17 protein-coding genes are annotated in these 18,923 nt (G+C 66.4%); 12 read left to right on the plus strand and 5 right to left on the minus strand.

From position 1 onward, the window contains the following. Window positions 1-80 precede the first annotated feature (80 nt). Together AC6LKG_RS13260 and AC6LKG_RS13265 are read left to right on the plus strand one after the other, a co-directional pair. On the plus strand, window positions 81-1,688 hold the full coding sequence (locus AC6LKG_RS13260; RefSeq protein WP_498165007.1) for a peptide chain release factor 3: 1,608 nt from the start codon (window positions 81-83) through the stop codon (window positions 1,686-1,688). A gap of 37 nt (window positions 1,689-1,725) precedes the next feature. Continuing rightward, window positions 1,726-2,406 carry a hypothetical protein gene (locus AC6LKG_RS13265; protein WP_498165008.1) on the plus strand — a complete coding sequence of 227 codons (681 nt, stop codon included), beginning with the start codon at window positions 1,726-1,728 and terminating at the stop codon, window positions 2,404-2,406. An 85-nt stretch (window positions 2,407-2,491) separates the two neighbouring features. Here the strand turns inward: AC6LKG_RS13265 and bfr are convergent, their stop codons facing one another. Both bfr and AC6LKG_RS13275 read right to left on the minus strand, forming a co-directional pair. Then, window positions 2,492-2,968 (minus strand): bacterioferritin, encoded by a 477-nt coding sequence (gene bfr, locus AC6LKG_RS13270; RefSeq protein WP_498165010.1) that lies wholly within the window; start codon window positions 2,966-2,968, stop codon window positions 2,492-2,494. A 394-nt stretch (window positions 2,969-3,362) separates the two neighbouring features. Continuing rightward, window positions 3,363-4,277 (minus strand): DMT family transporter, encoded by a 915-nt coding sequence (locus AC6LKG_RS13275; RefSeq protein WP_498165011.1) that lies wholly within the window; start codon window positions 4,275-4,277, stop codon window positions 3,363-3,365. 116 nt (window positions 4,278-4,393) lie between these two features. Here AC6LKG_RS13275 and AC6LKG_RS13280 point away from each other — a divergent pair, with 116 nt between their 5' ends. Beyond that, window positions 4,394-5,314, plus strand: a complete 921-nt coding sequence (locus AC6LKG_RS13280; RefSeq protein WP_498165012.1) for a LysR substrate-binding domain-containing protein — start codon at window positions 4,394-4,396, stop codon at window positions 5,312-5,314. Here the strand turns inward: AC6LKG_RS13280 and AC6LKG_RS13285 are convergent. Together AC6LKG_RS13285 and rpoN are read right to left on the minus strand one after the other, a co-directional pair. Next, on the minus strand, window positions 5,284-5,565 hold the full coding sequence (locus tag AC6LKG_RS13285; protein ID WP_498165014.1) for a (2Fe-2S)-binding protein: 282 nt from the start codon (window positions 5,563-5,565) through the stop codon (window positions 5,284-5,286). The two genes, AC6LKG_RS13280 and AC6LKG_RS13285, sit on opposite strands and share 31 nt — an antisense overlap. 174 nt (window positions 5,566-5,739) lie before the next feature. Then, window positions 5,740-7,167, minus strand: coding sequence for an RNA polymerase factor sigma-54 (rpoN, locus tag AC6LKG_RS13290; protein ID WP_498165016.1), 1,428 nt, complete (start codon window positions 7,165-7,167; stop codon window positions 5,740-5,742). A gap of 16 nt (window positions 7,168-7,183) precedes the next feature. Between rpoN and AC6LKG_RS13295 the strand changes: the two genes are divergently transcribed. The 3 genes from AC6LKG_RS13295 to leuA all read left to right on the plus strand — a co-directional run bounded on the left by AC6LKG_RS13295 (window position 7,184) and on the right by leuA (window position 11,082). Next, window positions 7,184-7,807 carry a hypothetical protein gene (locus tag AC6LKG_RS13295; RefSeq protein WP_498165018.1) on the plus strand — a complete coding sequence of 208 codons (624 nt, stop codon included), beginning with the start codon at window positions 7,184-7,186 and terminating at the stop codon, window positions 7,805-7,807. 187 nt (window positions 7,808-7,994) lie between these two features. After that, on the plus strand, window positions 7,995-8,972 hold the full coding sequence (locus AC6LKG_RS13300; RefSeq protein WP_498165020.1) for a tripartite tricarboxylate transporter substrate binding protein: 978 nt from the start codon (window positions 7,995-7,997) through the stop codon (window positions 8,970-8,972). A gap of 400 nt (window positions 8,973-9,372) precedes the next feature. Further along, complete coding sequence (leuA, locus tag AC6LKG_RS13305) at window positions 9,373-11,082, plus strand: 2-isopropylmalate synthase (RefSeq protein WP_498165022.1); 1,710 nt, start codon at window positions 9,373-9,375, stop codon at window positions 11,080-11,082. 148 nt (window positions 11,083-11,230) lie between these two features. Here leuA and AC6LKG_RS13310 read toward each other — a convergent pair whose 3' ends face one another. After that, window positions 11,231-12,559: an amidase gene (locus AC6LKG_RS13310; RefSeq protein ID WP_498165024.1), complete on the minus strand. Its 1,329-nt coding sequence runs from the start codon at window positions 12,557-12,559 to the stop codon at window positions 11,231-11,233. Between the two features lie 316 nt (window positions 12,560-12,875). Between AC6LKG_RS13310 and AC6LKG_RS13315 the strand changes: the two genes are divergently transcribed. From AC6LKG_RS13315 to AC6LKG_RS13340, 6 genes are all read left to right on the plus strand, one after another. After that, on the plus strand, window positions 12,876-13,889 hold the full coding sequence (locus tag AC6LKG_RS13315) for a LacI family DNA-binding transcriptional regulator (RefSeq protein WP_498165026.1): 1,014 nt from the start codon (window positions 12,876-12,878) through the stop codon (window positions 13,887-13,889). A 35-nt stretch (window positions 13,890-13,924) separates the two neighbouring features. Further along, window positions 13,925-14,722 carry a phosphodiesterase gene (locus tag AC6LKG_RS13320; RefSeq protein WP_498165028.1) on the plus strand — a complete coding sequence of 266 codons (798 nt, stop codon included), beginning with the start codon at window positions 13,925-13,927 and terminating at the stop codon, window positions 14,720-14,722. A gap of 122 nt (window positions 14,723-14,844) precedes the next feature. Next, window positions 14,845-15,900, plus strand: a complete 1,056-nt coding sequence (locus AC6LKG_RS13325) for an ABC transporter ATP-binding protein (protein WP_498165029.1) — start codon at window positions 14,845-14,847, stop codon at window positions 15,898-15,900. Window positions 15,901-15,933: 33 nt separating this feature from the next. Then, complete coding sequence (locus AC6LKG_RS13330) at window positions 15,934-17,229, plus strand: ABC transporter substrate-binding protein (RefSeq protein WP_498165030.1); 1,296 nt, start codon at window positions 15,934-15,936, stop codon at window positions 17,227-17,229. Window positions 17,230-17,242: 13 nt separating this feature from the next. Then, window positions 17,243-18,118, plus strand: a complete 876-nt coding sequence (locus AC6LKG_RS13335; RefSeq protein ID WP_498165031.1) for a carbohydrate ABC transporter permease — start codon at window positions 17,243-17,245, stop codon at window positions 18,116-18,118. Beyond that, a complete protein-coding gene (locus tag AC6LKG_RS13340; protein WP_498165032.1) occupies window positions 18,115-18,915 on the plus strand; it encodes a carbohydrate ABC transporter permease in 801 nt (266 codons plus the stop codon). Before AC6LKG_RS13335 ends, AC6LKG_RS13340 begins: the two co-directional genes overlap by 4 nt. Window positions 18,916-18,923 lie beyond the last annotated feature (8 nt).

Consider the following 18,923-nt stretch of genomic DNA (forward strand, 5'->3'; position numbering starts at 1 on the left):
GCGCGTGCCCCGCTTGTTTCGATGCACGATACCGGACCGCGCCGGGCTGAAGCCGCGGCGTCAGGTTGAATCCTCCGATCATGAACATCCCACAAGAAGTAGCGCGGCGCCGTACCTTCGCCATCATTTCCCACCCTGACGCGGGCAAGACCACGCTGACCGAAAAGCTGCTGCTGTTCGCAGGCGCGATCCAGATCGCCGGCAGCGTCAAGGCGCGCAAGGCCTCGCGCCACGCCTCGTCCGACTGGATGGAAATCGAAAAGCAGCGCGGCATTTCGGTGGCCTCGTCGGTGATGCAGATGGAATACCGCGACTGCGTCATCAACCTGCTCGACACCCCGGGCCACCAGGACTTCTCCGAAGACACCTACCGCGTGCTGACGGCGGTCGACGCCGCGCTCATGGTGATCGACGCCGCCAACGGCGTCGAGCCGCAGACCATCCGCCTGCTGCAGGTCTGCCGCGCGCGCAACACGCCCATCATCACGTTCATCAACAAGATGGACCGCGAAGTGCGCGAGCCGCTCGAACTACTGTCGGAAATCGAAGGCCACCTGGGCATGGATGCCGTGCCGTTCTCGTGGCCGGTGGGCATGGGCAAGGCCTTCGGCGGCGTGTTCGACATCCGCCGCGACCGCATGCGCGTGTTCCGCCCCGGCCAGGAGCGCCGTTCCGACAACGACGATTTCATCGAAGGTCTGACCAACCCCGAGATCGGCCGCCGCTTCGGCGCGGCCTTCGAACAGGCCAGCGGCGAGATCGAGCTGATCAACGAAGCCGCGCCCGCTTTCGACCGCGACCAGTTCCTGGCCGGCAAGCAGACCCCGGTGTTCTTCGGCTCGGCCATCAACAACTTCGGCGTGCAGGAAGTGCTGGACGCGCTGGTCGAGCAGGCCCCGCCCCCCGGCCCGCGCGTCGCGCTGCAGCGCGAAGTGCAGCCCGAGGAACCCAAGTTCACCGGCGTCGTGTTCAAGGTGCAGGCCAACATGGACCCGGCCCACCGCGACCGCGTCGCCTTCGTGCGCGTGAGCTCCGGCCGCTTCGAACGCGGCATGCGCCTGAAGGTCGCGCGCACCAACAAGGAAATGCGCCCCAACAACGTGGTGTCGTTCCTGTCGCAACGCCGCGAGCTGCTGGACGAGGCCTATGCCGGCGACGTGATCGGCATTCCCAACCACGGCGTGCTGCAACTGGGCGACGTGCTGACCGAAGGCGAAACGCTGCAGTTCACCGGCCTGCCGTTCTTCGCGCCGGAACTGTTCCAGGCCGTCGAAGTGAAGGACCCGCTGCGCACCAAGCAGTTGCGTACCGGCCTGACGCAGCTCGGCGAAGAGGGCGCCATCCAGGTGTTCCGCCCCGAGGCCGCCGGCGGCTCGCTGCTGCTCGGCGCGGTCGGCCAACTGCAGTTCGAAGTGGTGGCGCACCGCCTCAAAACCGAGTACGGCGTGGATGCGCGCATGATGCCGTCGCGCTACACAATGGCACGTTGGATTACTTCCGATAACCCCAAGGCGCTGCGCAAGTTCATGGATGCCAATGCCGCCCATATCGCCTATGATGTGGTCGATGCGGCGGCGTTTTTGATCGGTTCGCCCGCGCAGTTGCGCGTGGCCGAGGAACTGTATCCGGATGTGAAATTCCACGCCATGCGCGAGCATGGCGGCAAGGTCTTCGGAGACAAGGCGTAGACCCGTTCGGGTACCGCACGGCAGATTGAGGTTAGCAATGTCTTGGCGTTTATTATTAGCAACGCTCCTGCTGGCGCTTGGCGCGTCGGCGTGGGGCGGTATTCAACTGGGTGACTGGCTGGTGGCGCATGCGCCGCAGGCCGCGCCTGCGCCCGGTCAGGATGCGGCCGCGTCGCAGCAACCCGTGCTCGATGCCAACGGGCGTCCCTATGTGGCGCAGCCGCCGCAACCGCGCATCGACGGCACGCTCGGCGTGCCCGACAAGCCGGCCGACCACGAATGGACCATCAACACCGTCTCGCTGTTCGACACCGTCAGCGATCCGGCCGTGAAGATCTCGCGCGAACGCATCAGCCAGGAGCAGGCGCGCGAGATCGCCGCCGCCTCGCAAGTGCCGCTGCCGCAAGGCTCCTCCGACGTCAGCACGCTCGACCTGCAGGCACCGGGCACCGGCACCGCCATCAACGGCGGCCAGGCCACGACGCAACAGGCCGCCGGTTACGGCAACACGCCCATGGTGCAGGCGCCGCCTCCGCCGAACTCCTCGCCCGCGCCGGGCGCGCCCGGCTGGCAGGACGCGCTCAAGCGCGAACTGGCACACTGTGCCACGCAGGGCTTCTTCGAACGTCCCTCGTGCTCGTGGGCGGCCCGCAACAAGTACTGCGGTCCCAACCGGGCCTGGGGCACTATGGCCGAATGCCCGGCCCGCCCGCAATAGGCCACATCCTCCAAACCGCGCCGCGCGCGATCCGCCAAAAGAAATGGCGCCCCGAGGGGCGCCATTTTCATGCCAGGCAACCGGCTCAGTCGGGCACCGACATCTGGCTTTGCAGGTAGTTCTGCAGGCCGACCTTGTCGATCAGGTCGATCTGGGTTTCCAGATAGTCGATGTGCTCTTCGGTGTCGTCCAGGATGTCCTGGAACAGGTCGCGCGAAACGTAGTCGCGCACCGATTCGCAGTGGGCCATCGCTTCCTTCACCGTAGCCTGGGCACCCTGCTCGAGCTTGAGGTCACAGGCCAGCAATTCCGGCACGTCTTCACCGATCAGCAGCTTGTGCAGGTCCTGCAGGTTGGGCAGGCCGTCGAGCATGAAGATGCGCGCGATCAGGCGGTCGGCATGCTTCATTTCGCCGATGGATTCTTCGTACTCGTGCTTGCCGAGCTTGTCGAAACCCCAGTGGTTCAGCATGCGCGCATGCAGGAAATACTGGTTGATCGCCGTCAGCTCGTTGGTCAGCTGCTTGTTCAAAAACTGGATGACGGTTTTATCGCCTTTCATGATGGACTCCTTGCAGTCATGCGCGACGCGCACTGCATCGCGACAAGAAGCGCACGATGCCGCGAGTACGCAACCCCGGCAGACTAACATCGGCCGCGGGCCCGCGCCTAGCCTTGGTGCGCATCTGGTAAACCGCTTTACGAGCGCAACCGGAAAGCGACACATAAATGAGAATGAGTATGCGTGCTTGATGATTTGCATCGGAAAGCGAGGCATATTGCGGGCTGCGCGGGCACGCATCAGGTCAATCAGCGGACATTCCGAGGCTCGCGCGGGGACGCAACGAGCGCATCGGGACGCCGAATTTCTCGGACCACTGCCCAAGCGCGCCACGTTGTGCACGAACAACCCGCCGCCCCAGGGCATATCCACGCGATAACAAGCCTTACAGGCCCTAGGATGCGCGCCGCGTCGCCAGCCAGATGCCGAGCGCGATCGGCACAATGCCCAGCAGGTCGAGCCACGATACCGGCTCGCGCAGCACCACCCAACCGAACAACAGGCCCAGCGGCGGCATCAGGAAGTGCAGCGCGCTGGCGGCCGTGGCGCTGGCCCGCCCCAGGATCATGAACCACAGGTAATAGCCGCCGATCGACACCGCGACGATCATGTACGCCATGCTCCAGAACAGGCTGGCCGTCAGACGCGCATCGCCAATACTTTCGTGCAGCAGCGCCACCGGCAACAGCGCCGCCGCGCCGGCCAGCGACTGGATGCCCGTCGCCATCCACAGGCCCGCAGCCGGCTTGAGGCGCTTGTAGAGCAGCGTGCCGGCAACCAGCGCCACCAGCCCGCCGGTCACAAGCAGCGTGCCGTGCGCATCTTCCTGCATGCCGTGCAGGCGCGAACGCAGCACCAGCGCCACGCCCGCCAATCCCAGGCACAACCCGAACATCTTGCGCCAACCCAAGCGCTCGCCCAAAACCGGCCCGGCCAGCACGCCGATCAGCAGGGGGTTGGTGCTGATCAGCACCGCCGTGAACGCCGATGACACCGTGGTCATGCCGCTCCAGCTCAGGCCCAGGTACGCGGCGTTGTTCAACACGCCCAGCAGGATCAAGGCGGCCAGGTCGCGGGCGCCCGGCCGCGACCAACGCCCGCTAGCCGCGGCCACGCCCAGCATCAGGGCGCCGGCGATGAGGAAGCGAATGGTCAGCAGGGTCAGGGGCGGGCAATCGCGCACCGCGATCTTGGCCGCCGCGAAGGCCGAACTCCACAGAAAGCAGAAGGCCGCGATAGGCGCCCAGGTCACGCCCATCGGCGCGTCGGTGGGCAGGGCGGCTACGGGCAGGGTTGATGACACCTTCATGGCACATCCGATCCAGGCAGGACAAAGAGGAGCCCATTCTGGGCGCCGCCCTATCCATTGACAAACGCTTTATTTGGATCAAGAGTATTTGAAAAACCAATGCAAAGGCCGTTCGCATGCTCGATCTCGATCTATTGCACAGCTTCGTGTCCGTCGTCGATGCGGGCGGTTTCACCCGCGCCGGCGAGCGGGTGCACCGCAGCCAGTCCACCGTCAGCCAGCAGATCCGCAAGCTGGAGGACACCCTCGAATGCACGCTGTTCGTGCGCGAAGGCCGCCAGGTCCACTTGACCGAGGATGGCGAGCGCCTGCTCGGCTATGCGCGTCGCATGCTGGCGCTGTCGACCGAGGTGCGCGAAGCGGTCAGCGGCCGCAAGCGCGTGGAGATGATCCGGCTTGGCGTGCCGGACGATTTTGCCGCCGACACGCTGACGGCAATCGTGGCGCGGTTCGCACGCGCCCGGCCGGCAGTGCGGCTGTCGGTGCGGTGCGACCTGACCGTTGCCCTGACACGCGGGCTGGAACGGGGCGACCTGGATCTGGCGTTGCTCAAGCGCGAGCCGGGCGCCGGGCCGGCCCTGGCCGCCTGGTCCGAACGGCTGCACTGGATTGCAGGCCGCCACGAACTGCCGGCCAGCAGCGAGCCAGTGCCACTGGTGGCCTTCCCACAGGGGTGTATCTATCGGAACCGTGCCATTCACGCACTGGAGCGGGCCGGCCGTCGTTGGCGCATCGCCTACGAGAGTCCCAACCTGATGGGGCTGCAGGCGGCCTTGGCAGGGGGATTGGGGGTCGCATTGCTGGAGCGTCGCTGCATCGCCCCGGGCCACCGCCTGGTGGACGAGGCACTGCCGGCGGTGCCACCGACCGAATTGGCGCTATGCCTGTCGGAACCCGCGCGCGAGCCGACGCGCCAATTGGCGTCGATGCTCAGGGATTTCTGTGAAACGGAAATGGAACGGCCTGCAGGGCTGGGCCTGCAAGCCGTGGCAGGTGGCGGCGCCGCTCAGGCGACGGCGACCTGGATGACCGGATAGCTGCTGTTCGCCGCGGCCGCACCGGCTTCAGCCACAGCGGCCGGCGGATTGACCGGAACGGCGATCGAGCGCACATCGCACACGCTGGAGCAACGTCCGCCCGGCAGGTATTCGGCGGCGGTGGCCGCGCAGCAGCCGCAGCACGTGGCCACGCCCAGCTCGAACTGCAGGTCGGAAAGCGACGTCGCGCCCGCGTCCACGCTGGCGCGGACTTGGCGTTCGGTGATGGCATTACATACGCAAATGTACATGAGAATAATTATCGGGATTTATTCCTGCAATGGCAAGTACTCAGCGTAAATAATTTGCAACCACGCCGCCGCCTAACCTATTGAAATAAGGGACGTTTTATTGCGGCAACGCCATACGAGCGCCCCGACCGCGGGCCCGGCGCGGCACCCGCGGCCACGCCGTTCCAGGCGGGTTCAGCGCGCTGCGGCCTGCGCCTTGCGCAGCGCGGCGGGCGCGATCCGCAGCGCCTCGCGATACTTGGCGACCGTACGGCGAGCGATGACGATGCCCTGGTCCGCCAGCTTTTCCATGATCTGGCTGTCCGACAGCGGCTTGGCGCGGTTCTCTTCGGCCACCATCTGGCGGATGAAGGTCTGCACGGCGGTGGCCGAGGTGGCATCGCCGCCATCGGTCGACACCCCCGCCCCGAAGAAACGCTTGAGCTCCAGCGTGCCAAATGGAGTGAGCATGTACTTCTGTGTGGTAGCGCGTGAAATGGTCGACTCATGCAAGCCGAGTTCCCCGGCAATGTCCTTCAGGATGAGCGGCCGCATGGCCGCCGGCCCCTGGCTGAAAAAGGCGGTCTGGCGATCGACGATGGCCTGTGCCACGCGCAGGATGGTGTCGAAGCGCTGCTCGACATTGCGGATCATCCATTTGGCCTGTTGCAACTGCGACTGCAGGCCGGCGTGGGCGGATTCCTTCTGGTTAGCCAGCATCTGCGCATACAGGCCGTTGATCTGCAGGCGCGGCACGGCGGCGCTGTTGAGCGTCACCTGCCAGCCGCGGCGCGTCTTGCGCACGATGACGTCGGGCACCGCGTAGTCCGCCGCCGGCACCGTCCAGGCCCGGCCCGGGCGCGGCTCCAGCCGCAGGATCAGCGCGTGGGCGGCGCGCAGCGTGGCATCGTCGCAGCCGATCGCCGCGCACAGCTTGGCGCTGTTGCCGGTGGCCAACAGCGCCAGGTGCTGGGCGCAGATCTGGCGGGCGCAGGCCAGCGCCTTGGGGTCGGCGGCCTCGGGCAGGCGCGTCAGGTCCGGCTGGCGCAGTTGCAACAGCAGGCACTCGGACATGTCGTGCGCGCCGATGCCTGCCGGATCGAACGATTGCAGCAACGACAGCGCGGCGCGTAGCTCGTCCAGGTCCGGTTCCATCTCGGCCGGCAGCCAGCCCAGGATTTCCTCCAGCGGCGAGCCCAGGTAGCCGTTCTCGTCCAGCTCGTCGATCAGCAACGCCACCAACGCGGCATCGCGCGGCGCGGCGCGCGTCAGCACCAATTGCCCCAGCAGATGCTCGCGCAGGGTATCCGGACGCGCCGCCTCGGGCAGGCTGGAATCGTCGTCGGGATAGACACCGCCGGAGCCGGGCATTTCCTCCACGGGTGCGTCGCGTTCGGGCGCGGGCTCGTCGTCCTGTACCGATGATTCGCGCTCGGATTCCGCCTGAGTCTCGACCGAAGCGGGTTCATCGTCGCGTTCCAGCAACGGATTGTCGGCGAGCACTTGCGAGATCTCCGCCTCGAGCTCGAGCGTGGACAGTTGCAGCAACCGGATCGATTGCTGCAATTGAGGGGTCAGCGTCAGGTGCTGGCCGGGCCGCAGTTCTAAAATAGGACGGGTCATAGGTACAATATTTTGCATGATGAATCAGACTTCGCCCGCACGCGTTCGCCAGGATTGCCGACTTATCGGCCAGACCCTGCTCAAACTGGCGCTTCCCAGGCTTCTCGTGCGCGCGATCGTGATCGCCGTGGCCGTGATCGTCTGGTATCTCGCCGCTTCCTGGATCCTGGCTTTCGGCAAGCGCGTCAACTATGACTTCCTGCATTCGCTGGGCCAACCCACCATGGACATGGTGCAGAAGGTCAACCCCTACCTCTGGTGGGTCGTGGCCGGCATCTGGACCCTGATCGCGTTCTTCATCGTGCGCGCCTGGCTATCGGCCAGCCTCGCTTCCGGCCGCGCCACGCCGGTTCGCACCGAGGTGCTGGCCGACCTGGCGCCGCAGTTGTCCGAGGAATCGGTTGGCGTGCTGCGCTGGGCCTGGGGCAGCCGCGAAGAACCGTTCACCGTCGGCGACCTGTACCGCTCGCTGTCGGAAATCCGCCACAACCGCATCGGCAAGATCGCCATGGTGGCCGAGCAAGCCGAAATCCTCGACGGCACGGCCGCCCGGCCATCGGGCGACGGGCGCGACGACCGCCGCCGCGATGCCCGCGAACAGCGCTACATCGAACCGCGCATCGGCGACCCGGCGCGCTGAGCCGCGGTTGCTTCACCCGTTACCAGGCCGCCGCAAGGCGGCCTGGGCATTTCAGTCCCGTGCCAGCCGGGCTCCCCTATACTGGCCCTCCAGGCTCGCGTAACCGCGGCCGCGCACCCGACACTGAAACATAAACCGGCAGCCGAGACCTGCCGGACGCGTGGCCAGCCCCTGGAGTTTGCTTTACATGTTCCGCACCCCTGTCCGGTATGCCGCCGGCCTCCTGCTGGCCTGCTCGGCCGCCTTCGCCGCCACCCCGGCCAGCGCCGCCTGGCCCGACAGACCCATCACCTTCGTCGCGCCCTTCAGCGCGGGCGGCGCCAACGACCTGGTCGCGCGCATCATCGCCAAGGCGGTGGGCAAGACCCTGGACCAGCCCGTGATCGTCGAAAACCGCCCCGGCGCCGGTGGCGTGGTCGGCGCCGCGCACGTGGCCCGCAGCGCCGCCGATGGCTATACCTACCTGGTGGGCAGCAATGGCACCGTCACCAATAGCCTGATCCGCTCGGACCAACCTTACAAAGACGAAGAACTGACCCCGGTGGCATTGCTATCGATCACCCCGTCGGTGATCGTCGCCAACCCGTCCAACCCGGCCAAGGACCTTAAGGACTTCGTCGCCCGCGCCAAAGAGGCCAAGACCGACCGTATCACGTTCTCGACGGCGGGCAACGGCAGCACGCCGCATTTCGTCGCCGAGATGGTCAAGGAAGCCACCGGTCTGCCGATCGAACCCATCGCCTACAAGAGCGGTTCGGAAGGCGTGACCGCGGTGATCGGCAACCAGGTCGTCGCCACCTCGGAAGCCAGCATCGTCACGCTGCCGCTGATCCGCAGCGGCAAGCTCAAGGCGCTGGCCACGACCTGGGACAAGCGCATGGCCAGCGCGCCGGATATTCCCACCACCGCCGAAGCGGGCTTCCCGAGCGTGCGTATCGGCCACTGGGCCGGCCTGTTCGCTCCCGCCGGCACGCCCGCGGATGTGCTCGACAAGATGAACGCGGCAATCGAGAAGTGCCTGCAGACCAAGGAAGTGCAGGACGCGCTGCGCCAAAGCAGCATCGAGCCGGGCGGCGGCTCGCGCGCCAGTTTCGTCGCCTTCACCAAGAGTGAGCGCGAGCGCTTGGGCAAGGTGGTCCAGAGCGGCCACATGCAGGCGCAATAAGGTCGGCCACACAGCCGGCCGAGGCCGGGGACGGATCCGTCCCCGGCTTTTTTACTGCCTTTCCGATTGCGCTTGCCGCAAAAGTATGTTTGACTAGCAACCTATGGCCGCTTACCGCACCTCCCTCGCGATCGCCACCGGACGCTCCGCCGCTCCGGTTGCCGGCCTGCGCGCTCGTACCGCTTTCGTCGCGCTATCGCTATACCTACCGATCGGTTGCCGGGCCTAGTGTCCCCGTGGTAGCTCGGCAGCCACGCTTGCCACACGCGATTTTCCCTTTTCAAAACTGAATCTTGCGCCGCGCGAACGCGGCCAAACCTGGCACCAGGCCGCCATCCGGCCGCATGCCGGCCGAGGAAACCGATCCCGGGATTCACAAGAAACCGATCGAGGTGTAGTGATGATGCTTGCCAACCCCGCCACCAAATACGTCCCCTTCGCGCCCTTCGCCCGCGACTTTTCCGAGCGCACCTGGCCCAGCCGCCGCATCACGCAGCCGCCGATCTGGATGAGCACCGACCTGCGCGACGGCAACCAGGCCCTGATCGAGCCGATGAGCGTCGAGCGCAAGCTCCGCTTCTTCGAGCAGTTGGTCAAGATCGGCTTCAAGGAAATTGAAGTGGGCTTCCCGTCCGCGTCGCAGACCGACTTCGATTTCGTGCGCAAGCTGATCGACGAAAAGCGCATCCCCGACGACGTCACCATCATCGTCCTGACCCAGTCGCGCGAAGACCTGATCAGCCGCACGGTGGAATCGGCCGCCGGCGCCAAGCAGGCCATCGTCCACCTGTACAACGCCTGCGCCCCGGCGTTCCGCAAGGTCGTGTTCAACATGACCAAGGACGAAATCAAGAACATCGCCACGACCGGCACGCGCCTGGTCAAGCAGTACATGGCCAAGCACCCGGAAACCAAGTGGCGCTACCAGTATTCGCCCGAAGTCTTCAGCACCACCGAACCCGAATTCGCGCTGGAAGTCTCGAACGCCGTGGCCGACGTATGGGAGCCCACGCCGGACTGCAAGATGGTGCTGAACCTGCCCGCCACTATCGAAGCCACCACGCCCAACCTGTACGCCGACCAGATCGAGTGGATGCACAAGAACCTGGCGCGACGCGACAGCATCGTGCTGAGCGTGCACCCGCACAATGACCGCGGCACCGCCGTGGCCGCCGCCGAATTCGCCGTGATGGCCGGCGCCGACCGCATCGAAGGCTGCCTGTTCGGCAGCGGCGAGCGCACAGGCAACGTCGACCTCGTCACGCTGGCCCTGAACCTCTACACGCAGGGCGTGCATCCGGGGCTGGACTTCTCCGACATCGACGAAGTGCGCCGCTGCGCCGAGTACTGCAACCAATTGCCCGTGCACCCGCGCCATCCGTACGCCGGCGACCTGGTCTTCACGGCCTTCTCCGGTTCGCACCAGGACGCCATCAAGAAGGGCTTCGCACAACAGCAGCCCGACGCCGTCTGGGAAGTGCCGTACCTGCCGATCGACCCGGCCGACCTCGGCCGCAGCTACGACGCCGTGATCCGCGTCAACAGCCAGTCGGGCAAGGGCGGCGTGTCGTACCTGCTCGAACAGGAACACGGCCTGGTATTGCCGCGCCGCCTGCAGATCGAATTCAGCCGCGCCATCCAGCGCGTCACCGACGAGACCGGCCGCGAAGTCACCGCCGACGACGTGCACACCATCTTCAACCGCGAGTACCTGGAACAGAAGGCGCCGTGGAAGCTGGTGCGTCATCGCATCGACGGCAACCCGGCGGCCGGCGAAGGCCAGCACTTCAGCATCGAGGCCGAGCTCGAATTCAACGGCGAACGCCGCGTCGTGACCGGCAAGGGCGACGGCGCCATCTCGGCCTTCGTGGCCGCGCTGGACGTGCCCGTGCGCATCATGGACTACCACGAGCACGCCATCGGCACCGGCACCGACACCCGCGCCGCATCCTATGTGGAACTGCGCGTCGGCGATTCGGGCACGGGCTTTGGGGTGGGCATCGACCGCGACATCGTGACCGCGTCGTTCCAGGCCGTATTGAGCGCCGTGAACCGCCACATCAATGCCGGTGCCATCGCAACCGAACAGGAAGCCGCCGAGGCCGCGTGATCCGCGCCCAGGCCGCAGGCGCGGGGGTTACCGCCTCCGCCGCCGATGCCCGCTTCTTACGGTGAAGCAGCCCTGCACGAAAAATGCCCGCCTATCCGGCGGGCTTTGTTTTGCGGCAACGGTTTCGCTCCGGGCGCGCCGCGCCGGCTCAGCCTCTCGGCCATATGTCGGAGGCGCCGATGTCGGGCGCGCGCGCGGCCAGCAGCCGCTCGTGCACCCAGGCGGCGATCGCCAGCGTGCGATGGTCGTCGTGGCGCTTGCCGATCAGTTGCAGGCCGACCGGGAGGCCCTGCGGGCCGGTGGCGAAGGGCAGGCTCAGGCAGGGCAGGCCGAACAGGGTCCAGGCGCGCGAGAACTGCGGGTCGCCCGTGCCCAGGTCGGCGAAGGGCGCCTCGCCGCTGGCGGCAGGCGCCAGCAGCACGTCGTATTTGTCGAACCAGCCATCCACCCGCGCCCGCGATTCCGCGGCGCGCGCCAGGTTGGCGATGTGTTCCTCGGCGCAGATCCGCGCGCCGGCCTCCAGGATCGCCTGGATCTTGGGGCTGAGCTGCGCGGCGTGTTCCAGCCGTTCGTAGGCCAGCGCCTGCGAAGACTCGAACGCCATGATGTCCGCATGCAGTTGCACCAGCACGCAATGCTCGGGCGGCAGCGGCACTTCCTCGACATGGGCGCCAGCCCGCGACAGCGTGGCCGCGGCCTGGGCGAAAGCTTCCTTGGTCTCGGACTGGGCATGGCGCCATTGCAGGCTGCGATACATGCCGATGCGCGGCTTGGCGTCATAGGCGAGGTTCAGCAGGCGCGGATCGCGCATCAGCACCGAGGCGAACAAGGCCACGTCCGGCACCGAGCGGGCGAAGCCGCCGACCGTGTCGAGCGATTCGGCCAGGCTCTTCACGCCGGCGCGCGAGATGGCGCCGAAGGTCGGCTTGTAGCCGACGATGCCGCAGTACGAAGCGGGCCGGATGATGGAGCCCGCGGTTTGAGAGCCCAGCGCGAACGGCACCATGTCGTCGGCGACCGCCGCGGCCGAGCCGCTGGAAGAGCCGCCCGGCGTGTAGGCCTCGTTGCGCGGGTTGCGCGTGGGGCCCGCCTGGTAAGTGGCGAACTCGGTGGTGACGGTCTTGCCGATCACGATGGCGCCGGCATGGCGGCACAGCGCCACGGCGGCAGCATCGAGCCCGGGGCGGTGGCGTTCGTAGATGGGTGAACCGTAACGCGTGGGCAGGTCGATGGTATCGAAGAGGTCCTTGACGCCGATCGGCAGGCCATGCAGCGGGCCGCGCAAGGCGCCTTGGTCGAGGGTTTGCGCGTGGTCCAGGGCGGCCTGCTTTTGCAGCGCCGTCCAGGCATGGATGGTGTTTTCGCGTTGCTCGATGCGGGCAAAGCAGGCCCGCACCAATTGCACTGCGGTCAATTCGCGCCGTTGCAGCTTGCGCGCCGCGTCAAGCGCGCCAAGTCTGTTCAAGGCAGTAGACATGATCCTTTCCTCTATCCCGGTGCCGCGCGAGATGCACGGTACTGACTTCCGCACCCGGTCCCCTTGACCTGGGGTTTATCCTGATCCGGCGCGATCCATGATGCACGCCGGCCATGACAGACCCAGCCTTCGTGCGCGCCGCGTCAATTAGGAAAACCACTGAAAAAACGCGTTTTCGCAGGGGGTTTCGTGTCGCGTCGCGCCATGGCCTTGTGTTGTTGCGTTGTTGTCAGCATAGCGCAAACGGGTGCAACACAAAGGTCATAATTGTCTTGTAAGATGAAAACGTTTTCAGCAAATCCACAGCAATCCAGCCATGGCGTCGCGCGCATCGCCCCGATTCTCCATCATCGAAGTGGCCCGCAAGGCGGGAGTCTCTCCCGCCACGGTGTCGCGCGCGTTCAACCAGCCCGAAATCGTCCATCCGGAAACGCTGGCGCATATTCGCGCCATCGCCAAACGCGCGGGCTTCCGGCCCAATCGCGTCGGCCGCAGCCTGCGCTCCGGCAGCACCCGCACCATCGGGCTGATCCTGCCGACGCTGTCCAATCCGGTGTTCGCCGAGTGCTTCGAGGGAGCCGAACGGCGTGCCCGCGAGTCCGGCTACAGCGTGATGCTGACCGCCACCGGTTATGACCCGGCAGTGGAATCGGCCGCGGTCCAGGGCCTGATCGACCACCAGGTCGACGGCCTGATCCTGACCGTGGCGGACGCGGCCCGCAGCACCACGCTGGACGACCTGGACAGCGCCGGCATGCCATACGTGCTGGTCTACAACGAGTCTTCCGACCACCCCTACGCCTCGGTCGACAACCGCGCCGCCGCCGTCGACATGGTCGCGCACCTGGCCGCGCTGGGACACCGGCGCATCGCCATCGTGACCGGCCCGCTGACCGCTTCGGACCGTGCCCGCCGCCGCCTGTCCGGCGCGCGCGCCTGCGCCAAGAAGCTGGGCCTGGCGCCGCTCCAGCATATTTCCATGAGCTCGCATACCGGCAGCGACGCCGACGCCCTCAAGGCCGCGCTGCGCGGCAAGCAGGCGCCCACCGCGCTGTTCTGCTCGAACGACCTGCTGGCCACGGCGGTCATCGCCGATCTGGTGGCGCTGGGGCTGTCGGTACCCGCCGATATCTCGGTATGCGGATTCGACGGCATGCGCTTCGGCGCCCTGCTGACACCGCCGCTGACCACCGTGGCGCAACCCAGCGACGGCATCGGCCAGGCCGCCTGTTCCAACCTGCTGGCGCAGATCCACGGCCAACCGCCGCAATCGAGCCGCCTGCCGCATTGCATCGTGGTTGGCGGCACCGCTGCCCCCGTGCGCCGCTGAAATTTCCAGAATAGATAAAGATCGAGACACGCTTCATGCTCATCGCACAGATTACCGACCTGCACATGCGCAATCCGGGCGACAAGGCCTACGGCATCATCGACCCGGCTGCCTTCCTCGGGCCGGCGGTGCGCGCGCTCAACGCGCTGGCGCCGCGCCCCGACTGCGTGCTGATCACGGGCGACCTGACCGACCTGGGCCGGCCGCACGAGTACCAGGCGCTGCGCGAGCAATTGCAGGCGCTTGAAATTCCGTATTTCCTGCTGCCCGGCAATCACGACGACAGGGCGCAGTTGCGCGCCGCCTTTCCGGAACATGGCTATCTGCAGGGGCAAGGGTCGTTCATCCAGTACGCGGTCGAAACCTGGCCGCTGCGCCTGCTGGCGCTGGACACCGTGGTGCCGATGAAGAGCCACGGCGAATTGTGCGACGAACGCCTGGGCTGGCTGGCCGCGCGCCTGGCCGAGCAGGCGGACCGGCCAACGCTGGTGCTGATGCATCACCCGCCGTTCCTGACCGGCATCGAGCACATGGACGACATCGGCCTGCTGGCTGGCGCGCCCGAACTGGAGCGCATCGTGGCGCGCTATCCCAACGTCGAACGGGTGCTGTGCGGACACCTGCATCGCACCATCTTCCGCCGCTTCGGCGGCACCATCGCCTCGACCTGCCCCGGCACCGCGCACCAGTTGGCGCTGGAACTGGGGCCGCGTCCGGCCCTGCAATACATCATGGAGCCGCCGGGCTACCAGTTGCACTGGTGGCACGACGGCGCCCTGGTCACCCACCACGCCGTGATTGGGGAATACCCCGGGCCATATCCCTTCGCCTGAGCGCCAATCTCGATTACAAACACTATGCCCTGCCATATCTCCGTCATGTTTGCGCTGCACAATGAAAAGGTTTTCATCGCACGCGCCACAGACGGATCAGAAAACTAGATCCAAGAGACAGCATGTCATCCATCGTTCTGGATAACCTCACCAAGCAATACGGCGGCGCGGCCGCGATCCACGGCGTCAGCTTCACCGTGCCAGCGGGTAGTTTCACCGTGTTGCTGGGCCCCTCGGGCTGCGGCAAGTCGACCACCCTGCGCATGATCGCCGGGCTCGACACGCCCACGTCCGGCACCATCCGCATCGGCGACCGCGACGTCACCCAATTGCCACCGGCCAAGCGCCGCATTTCCATGGTGTTCCAGTCGTACGCGCTGTTCCCGCACCTGTCGGTGCGCGAGAACATCCTGTTCGGCCTGAAGGTGCGCAAGGAGCCGGCGCGCGACTACGACCGCCGCCTGCAACGCGTGGCTTCGCTGCTGGGCCTGGGCCATCTGCTGGACCGCAAGCCGTCGCAACTGTCGGGCGGCCAGCAGCAGCGCGTGGCGCTGGGCCGCGCGGTGATATCGGAAGCGCCGGTGTGCCTGATGGACGAGCCGCTGTCCAACCTGGACGCCCAGCTACGCCATGAAATGCGCCGCGAGATCCGCGCCCTGCAGCAGGACCTGGGCATCACCATGGTGTACGTCACGCATGACCAGACCGAGGCCATGAGCATGGCCGACCAGGTGGTGCTGCTGCGCGGCGGCCAGATCGAACAGCACGACACGCCCGACGGCCTGTATGCCCGTCCGGCCAGCGAATTCGCGGCGCGCTTCATCGGCACGCCGCCCATGAACCTGATCAAGCTGATGCCGCTGCAGGGCGCCACCGTGATCGCCGGCACCCACGGTCCGGCCATCGCCGGCGCGCCGGAAGGCGCGGCCAAGCTGGGCGTGCGCCCCGAGCACATCCGCATCGACGGCGACGGCATCGCCGCCACGGTGGAAAGCGTGGAGTACTTCGGCGCCGATTCCATCGTGGTCTGCCGTATCGGCGACAGCGGCGGCGTGGCGGTGCGCGTGGGCGGCCATCTGCGCGCCAGCGCCGGCGAATCGCTGCGCCTGTCGTGGCTGGCCGAGCAACAGCATTTCTTTGCCGCCGATTCGGCGGTCATCAACACCGTCGGGCGCTGAAGACGCCCAATCCACAGGAAAGGAAACGCAACCATGCGACGCATCGTACTCAAGACCCTGGCCGCCAGCCTCGCCGCCGCCTGCCTGTCGCTGCCCGCGCAGGCGCAGCAAAAGCCCGTCGAAGTGGAGTTCTACTACCCGGTCGCCGTGGGCGGCCCGATCACCAAGATCGTCGATGACATGGTGACGGACTTCGAGAAGGAAAATCCCAACATCAAGATCAAGCCGATCTATGCCGGTTCCTACCAGGACTCGATCGCCAAGGCGCTGACCGCGCTCAAGGGCGGCACGCCGCCGCAACTGGCCGTGCTGCTGTCCACCGACATGTTCACGCTGATCGACGAAGACGCCATCGTGCCGATCGACACGCTGGCCAAGAGCGACGCCGACAAGAAGTGGCTCGGCGGCTTCTACGACGCCTTCATGCAGAACAGCCGCACCGGCGGCCACACCTGGGGCGTGCCGTTCCAGCGTTCGACCATCGTGATGTACTACAACAAGGATCTGTTCAAGGCCGCCGGCCTGGATCCGGAACGCGCGCCGGCCACCTGGGCCGAGCTGGTCGAGTACGGCAAGAAGCTGACCAAGCAGGACGCCAACGGCAACACCACCCAGTGGGGCATCGAGATCCCGTCGGGCGGCGCCTTCGCCTACTGGCTGTTCCAGGCCCTGACCACGCCCAACGGCGCCATCCTGATGAATGAGGCCGGTAACGAGGTCTACCTGGACAAGCCCGCCGTGGTCGAGGCCGCGCAGTTCTGGCGCGACCTGTCGGCCAAGCACAAGATCATGCCCACCGGCACGATCGACTGGGGCACCACGCCCAAGGACTTCCTGGAAAAGAAGGCCGCCATGGTCTGGACCACCACCGGCAACCTGACCAACATCCGCAAGAACGCCGACTTCCCGTTCGGCGTGGCGATGATGCCGCAGCAAAAGCGCGGCGGCAGCCCGACCGGCGGCGGCAACTTCTACATCTTCAAGAGCGGCACGCCGGAACAGCAACAGGCCGCGCTCAAGTTCGCGCAATGGGCCACCACGCCCGAGCGCGCCGCCGACTGGAGCATCGCCACCGGCTACGTGGCCGTGACCCCGGCCGCCTGGCAGACCGAGAAGATGAAGAAGTACGCGCAGGAAGTGCCGGCCGCGACCGTGGCGCGCGACCAGTTGCAGGTGAGCGTGGCGGAATTCTCGACCCACGAAAACCAGCGCGTCACCAAGACGCTGAACGATGCCCTGCAGGCAGCGCTGACGGGCTCCAAGACCCCGCAGCAGGCGCTGACCGACGCCCAGCGCGAAGCCGACCGCATACTGCGTTCCTACAAGTGATCCCGCAAGCACGATGAGCCGCTCTTTGAATGCGCTTTATGGCTGGCTGCTGTTGCTGCCAGCCATCGTGCTGCTCGCCGCGTTCACGCATTACCCGGCGCTGGCGACGCTTTGGCACAGTTTCTTTTCCACGCCCAAGGGCGCGCGCCCGGCCCGCTTCGTCGGGCTGGAAAACTACGCCGTCATGCGTGACGACCCGGTGTTCTGGCAATCGCTCTGGAACAACCTGTGGTTCGCCCTGGGCACCATCCCGACCTCGATCGGCATCGCGCTGGTCATGGCGCTGTGGGTCAACCGCAACCTGCGCGGGCGCGGCTTCCTGCGCATGGCGTACTTCACGCCAACGGTGCTGCCGATGGTGGCGGTGGCCAACATCTGGCTGTTCTTCTACACCCCGCAGTACGGCCTGATCGCGCAGGTGATGCAGCTTTTCGGTTCGCCCGGCCCCAACTGGCTCGGCAACCGCGAGACGGCGCTGCCGGCGCTGATGCTGGTGACGGTGTGGAAGGAATCCGGCTTCTTCATGATCTTCTACCTGGCCGCGTTGCAGACGGTGTCGCCGTCGCTGCGCGAGGCGGCGATGCTGGAAGGAGCCTCGCGCTGGCAATATTTCCGGCGCGTGCTGTGGCCGCTGTTGATGCCGACCACGCTGTTCGTGCTGATCAATGCGCTGATCAACGCCTTCCGGCTGGTGGATCACGTGGTGGTCATGACTCGCGGCGGGCCCGACAACGCCAGCACGCTGCTGCTCTACTACATCTACCAGGTGGGCTTCAGCTTCTGGGACACCGCCTACGCCGCGACGCTGACCGTCGTGCTGCTGGTGGTGCTGGCGCTGACTGCGCTGATCAAGTTCCGCTGGCTGGACCGCAGGACGCACTACCAATGAAAGACAAGCTCGATACCCTGGGCGCGTGGACGCTGGGCCTGTTGTGGATCCTGCCGCTGGCGTATGCCGTGTGGGCCGCGTTCCATCCGCCGGCCTATGCCACCCGCTTCGACCTGTTCGCGCCGCTCACGCTCGACAACTTCGCGCGGGCCTGGCAGGCCGCGCCGTTCCCACGCTATTTCGCCAACACGTTCTTGCTGGTGACGATGGTGCTGGCGGCGCAACTGGTGCTGTCGACCCTGGCCGGCTACGCCTTCGCGCGCTTCGAGTTCCGCGGCCGCGACTTCGTCTTCATGCTGGTGCTGTTGCAACTCATGATCATGCCGGATGTGCTGCTGGTGGAAAACTACCGCTCAATGAGCCTGCTCGGTGTCCGCGACACCGTGTTCGCCATCGGCCTGCCGTATTTCGCCTCGGCCTTCGGCATCTTCCTGCTGCGCCAGACCTTCAAGACCGTGCCGCGCGAGCTGGAAGAGGCGGCGCGCATGGAAGGCGCCAACGCGCTGCAGGTGCTGTGGAAGGTGTACGTGCCGCTGGCCAAGCCGATCTACGTGGCCTATGGACTGGTGTCGGTCAGCCACCACTGGAACAACTTCCTGTGGCCGCTGATCATCACCAACTCGGTGGAATCGCGGCCGCTGACCGTGGGCCTGCAGGTGTTCTCGTCGACCGACCAGGGCATCGACTGGTCGGTCATCACCGCCGCCACGCTGATGTCGGCGGCGCCGCTGCTGATCGCCTTCCTGCTGTTCCAGCGCCAGTTCGTGCAGTCGTTCATGCGGGCCGGCATCCGCTGACCCGCCGC

It is taken from the genome of Achromobacter sp. 46006 (genome assembly GCF_059761975.1).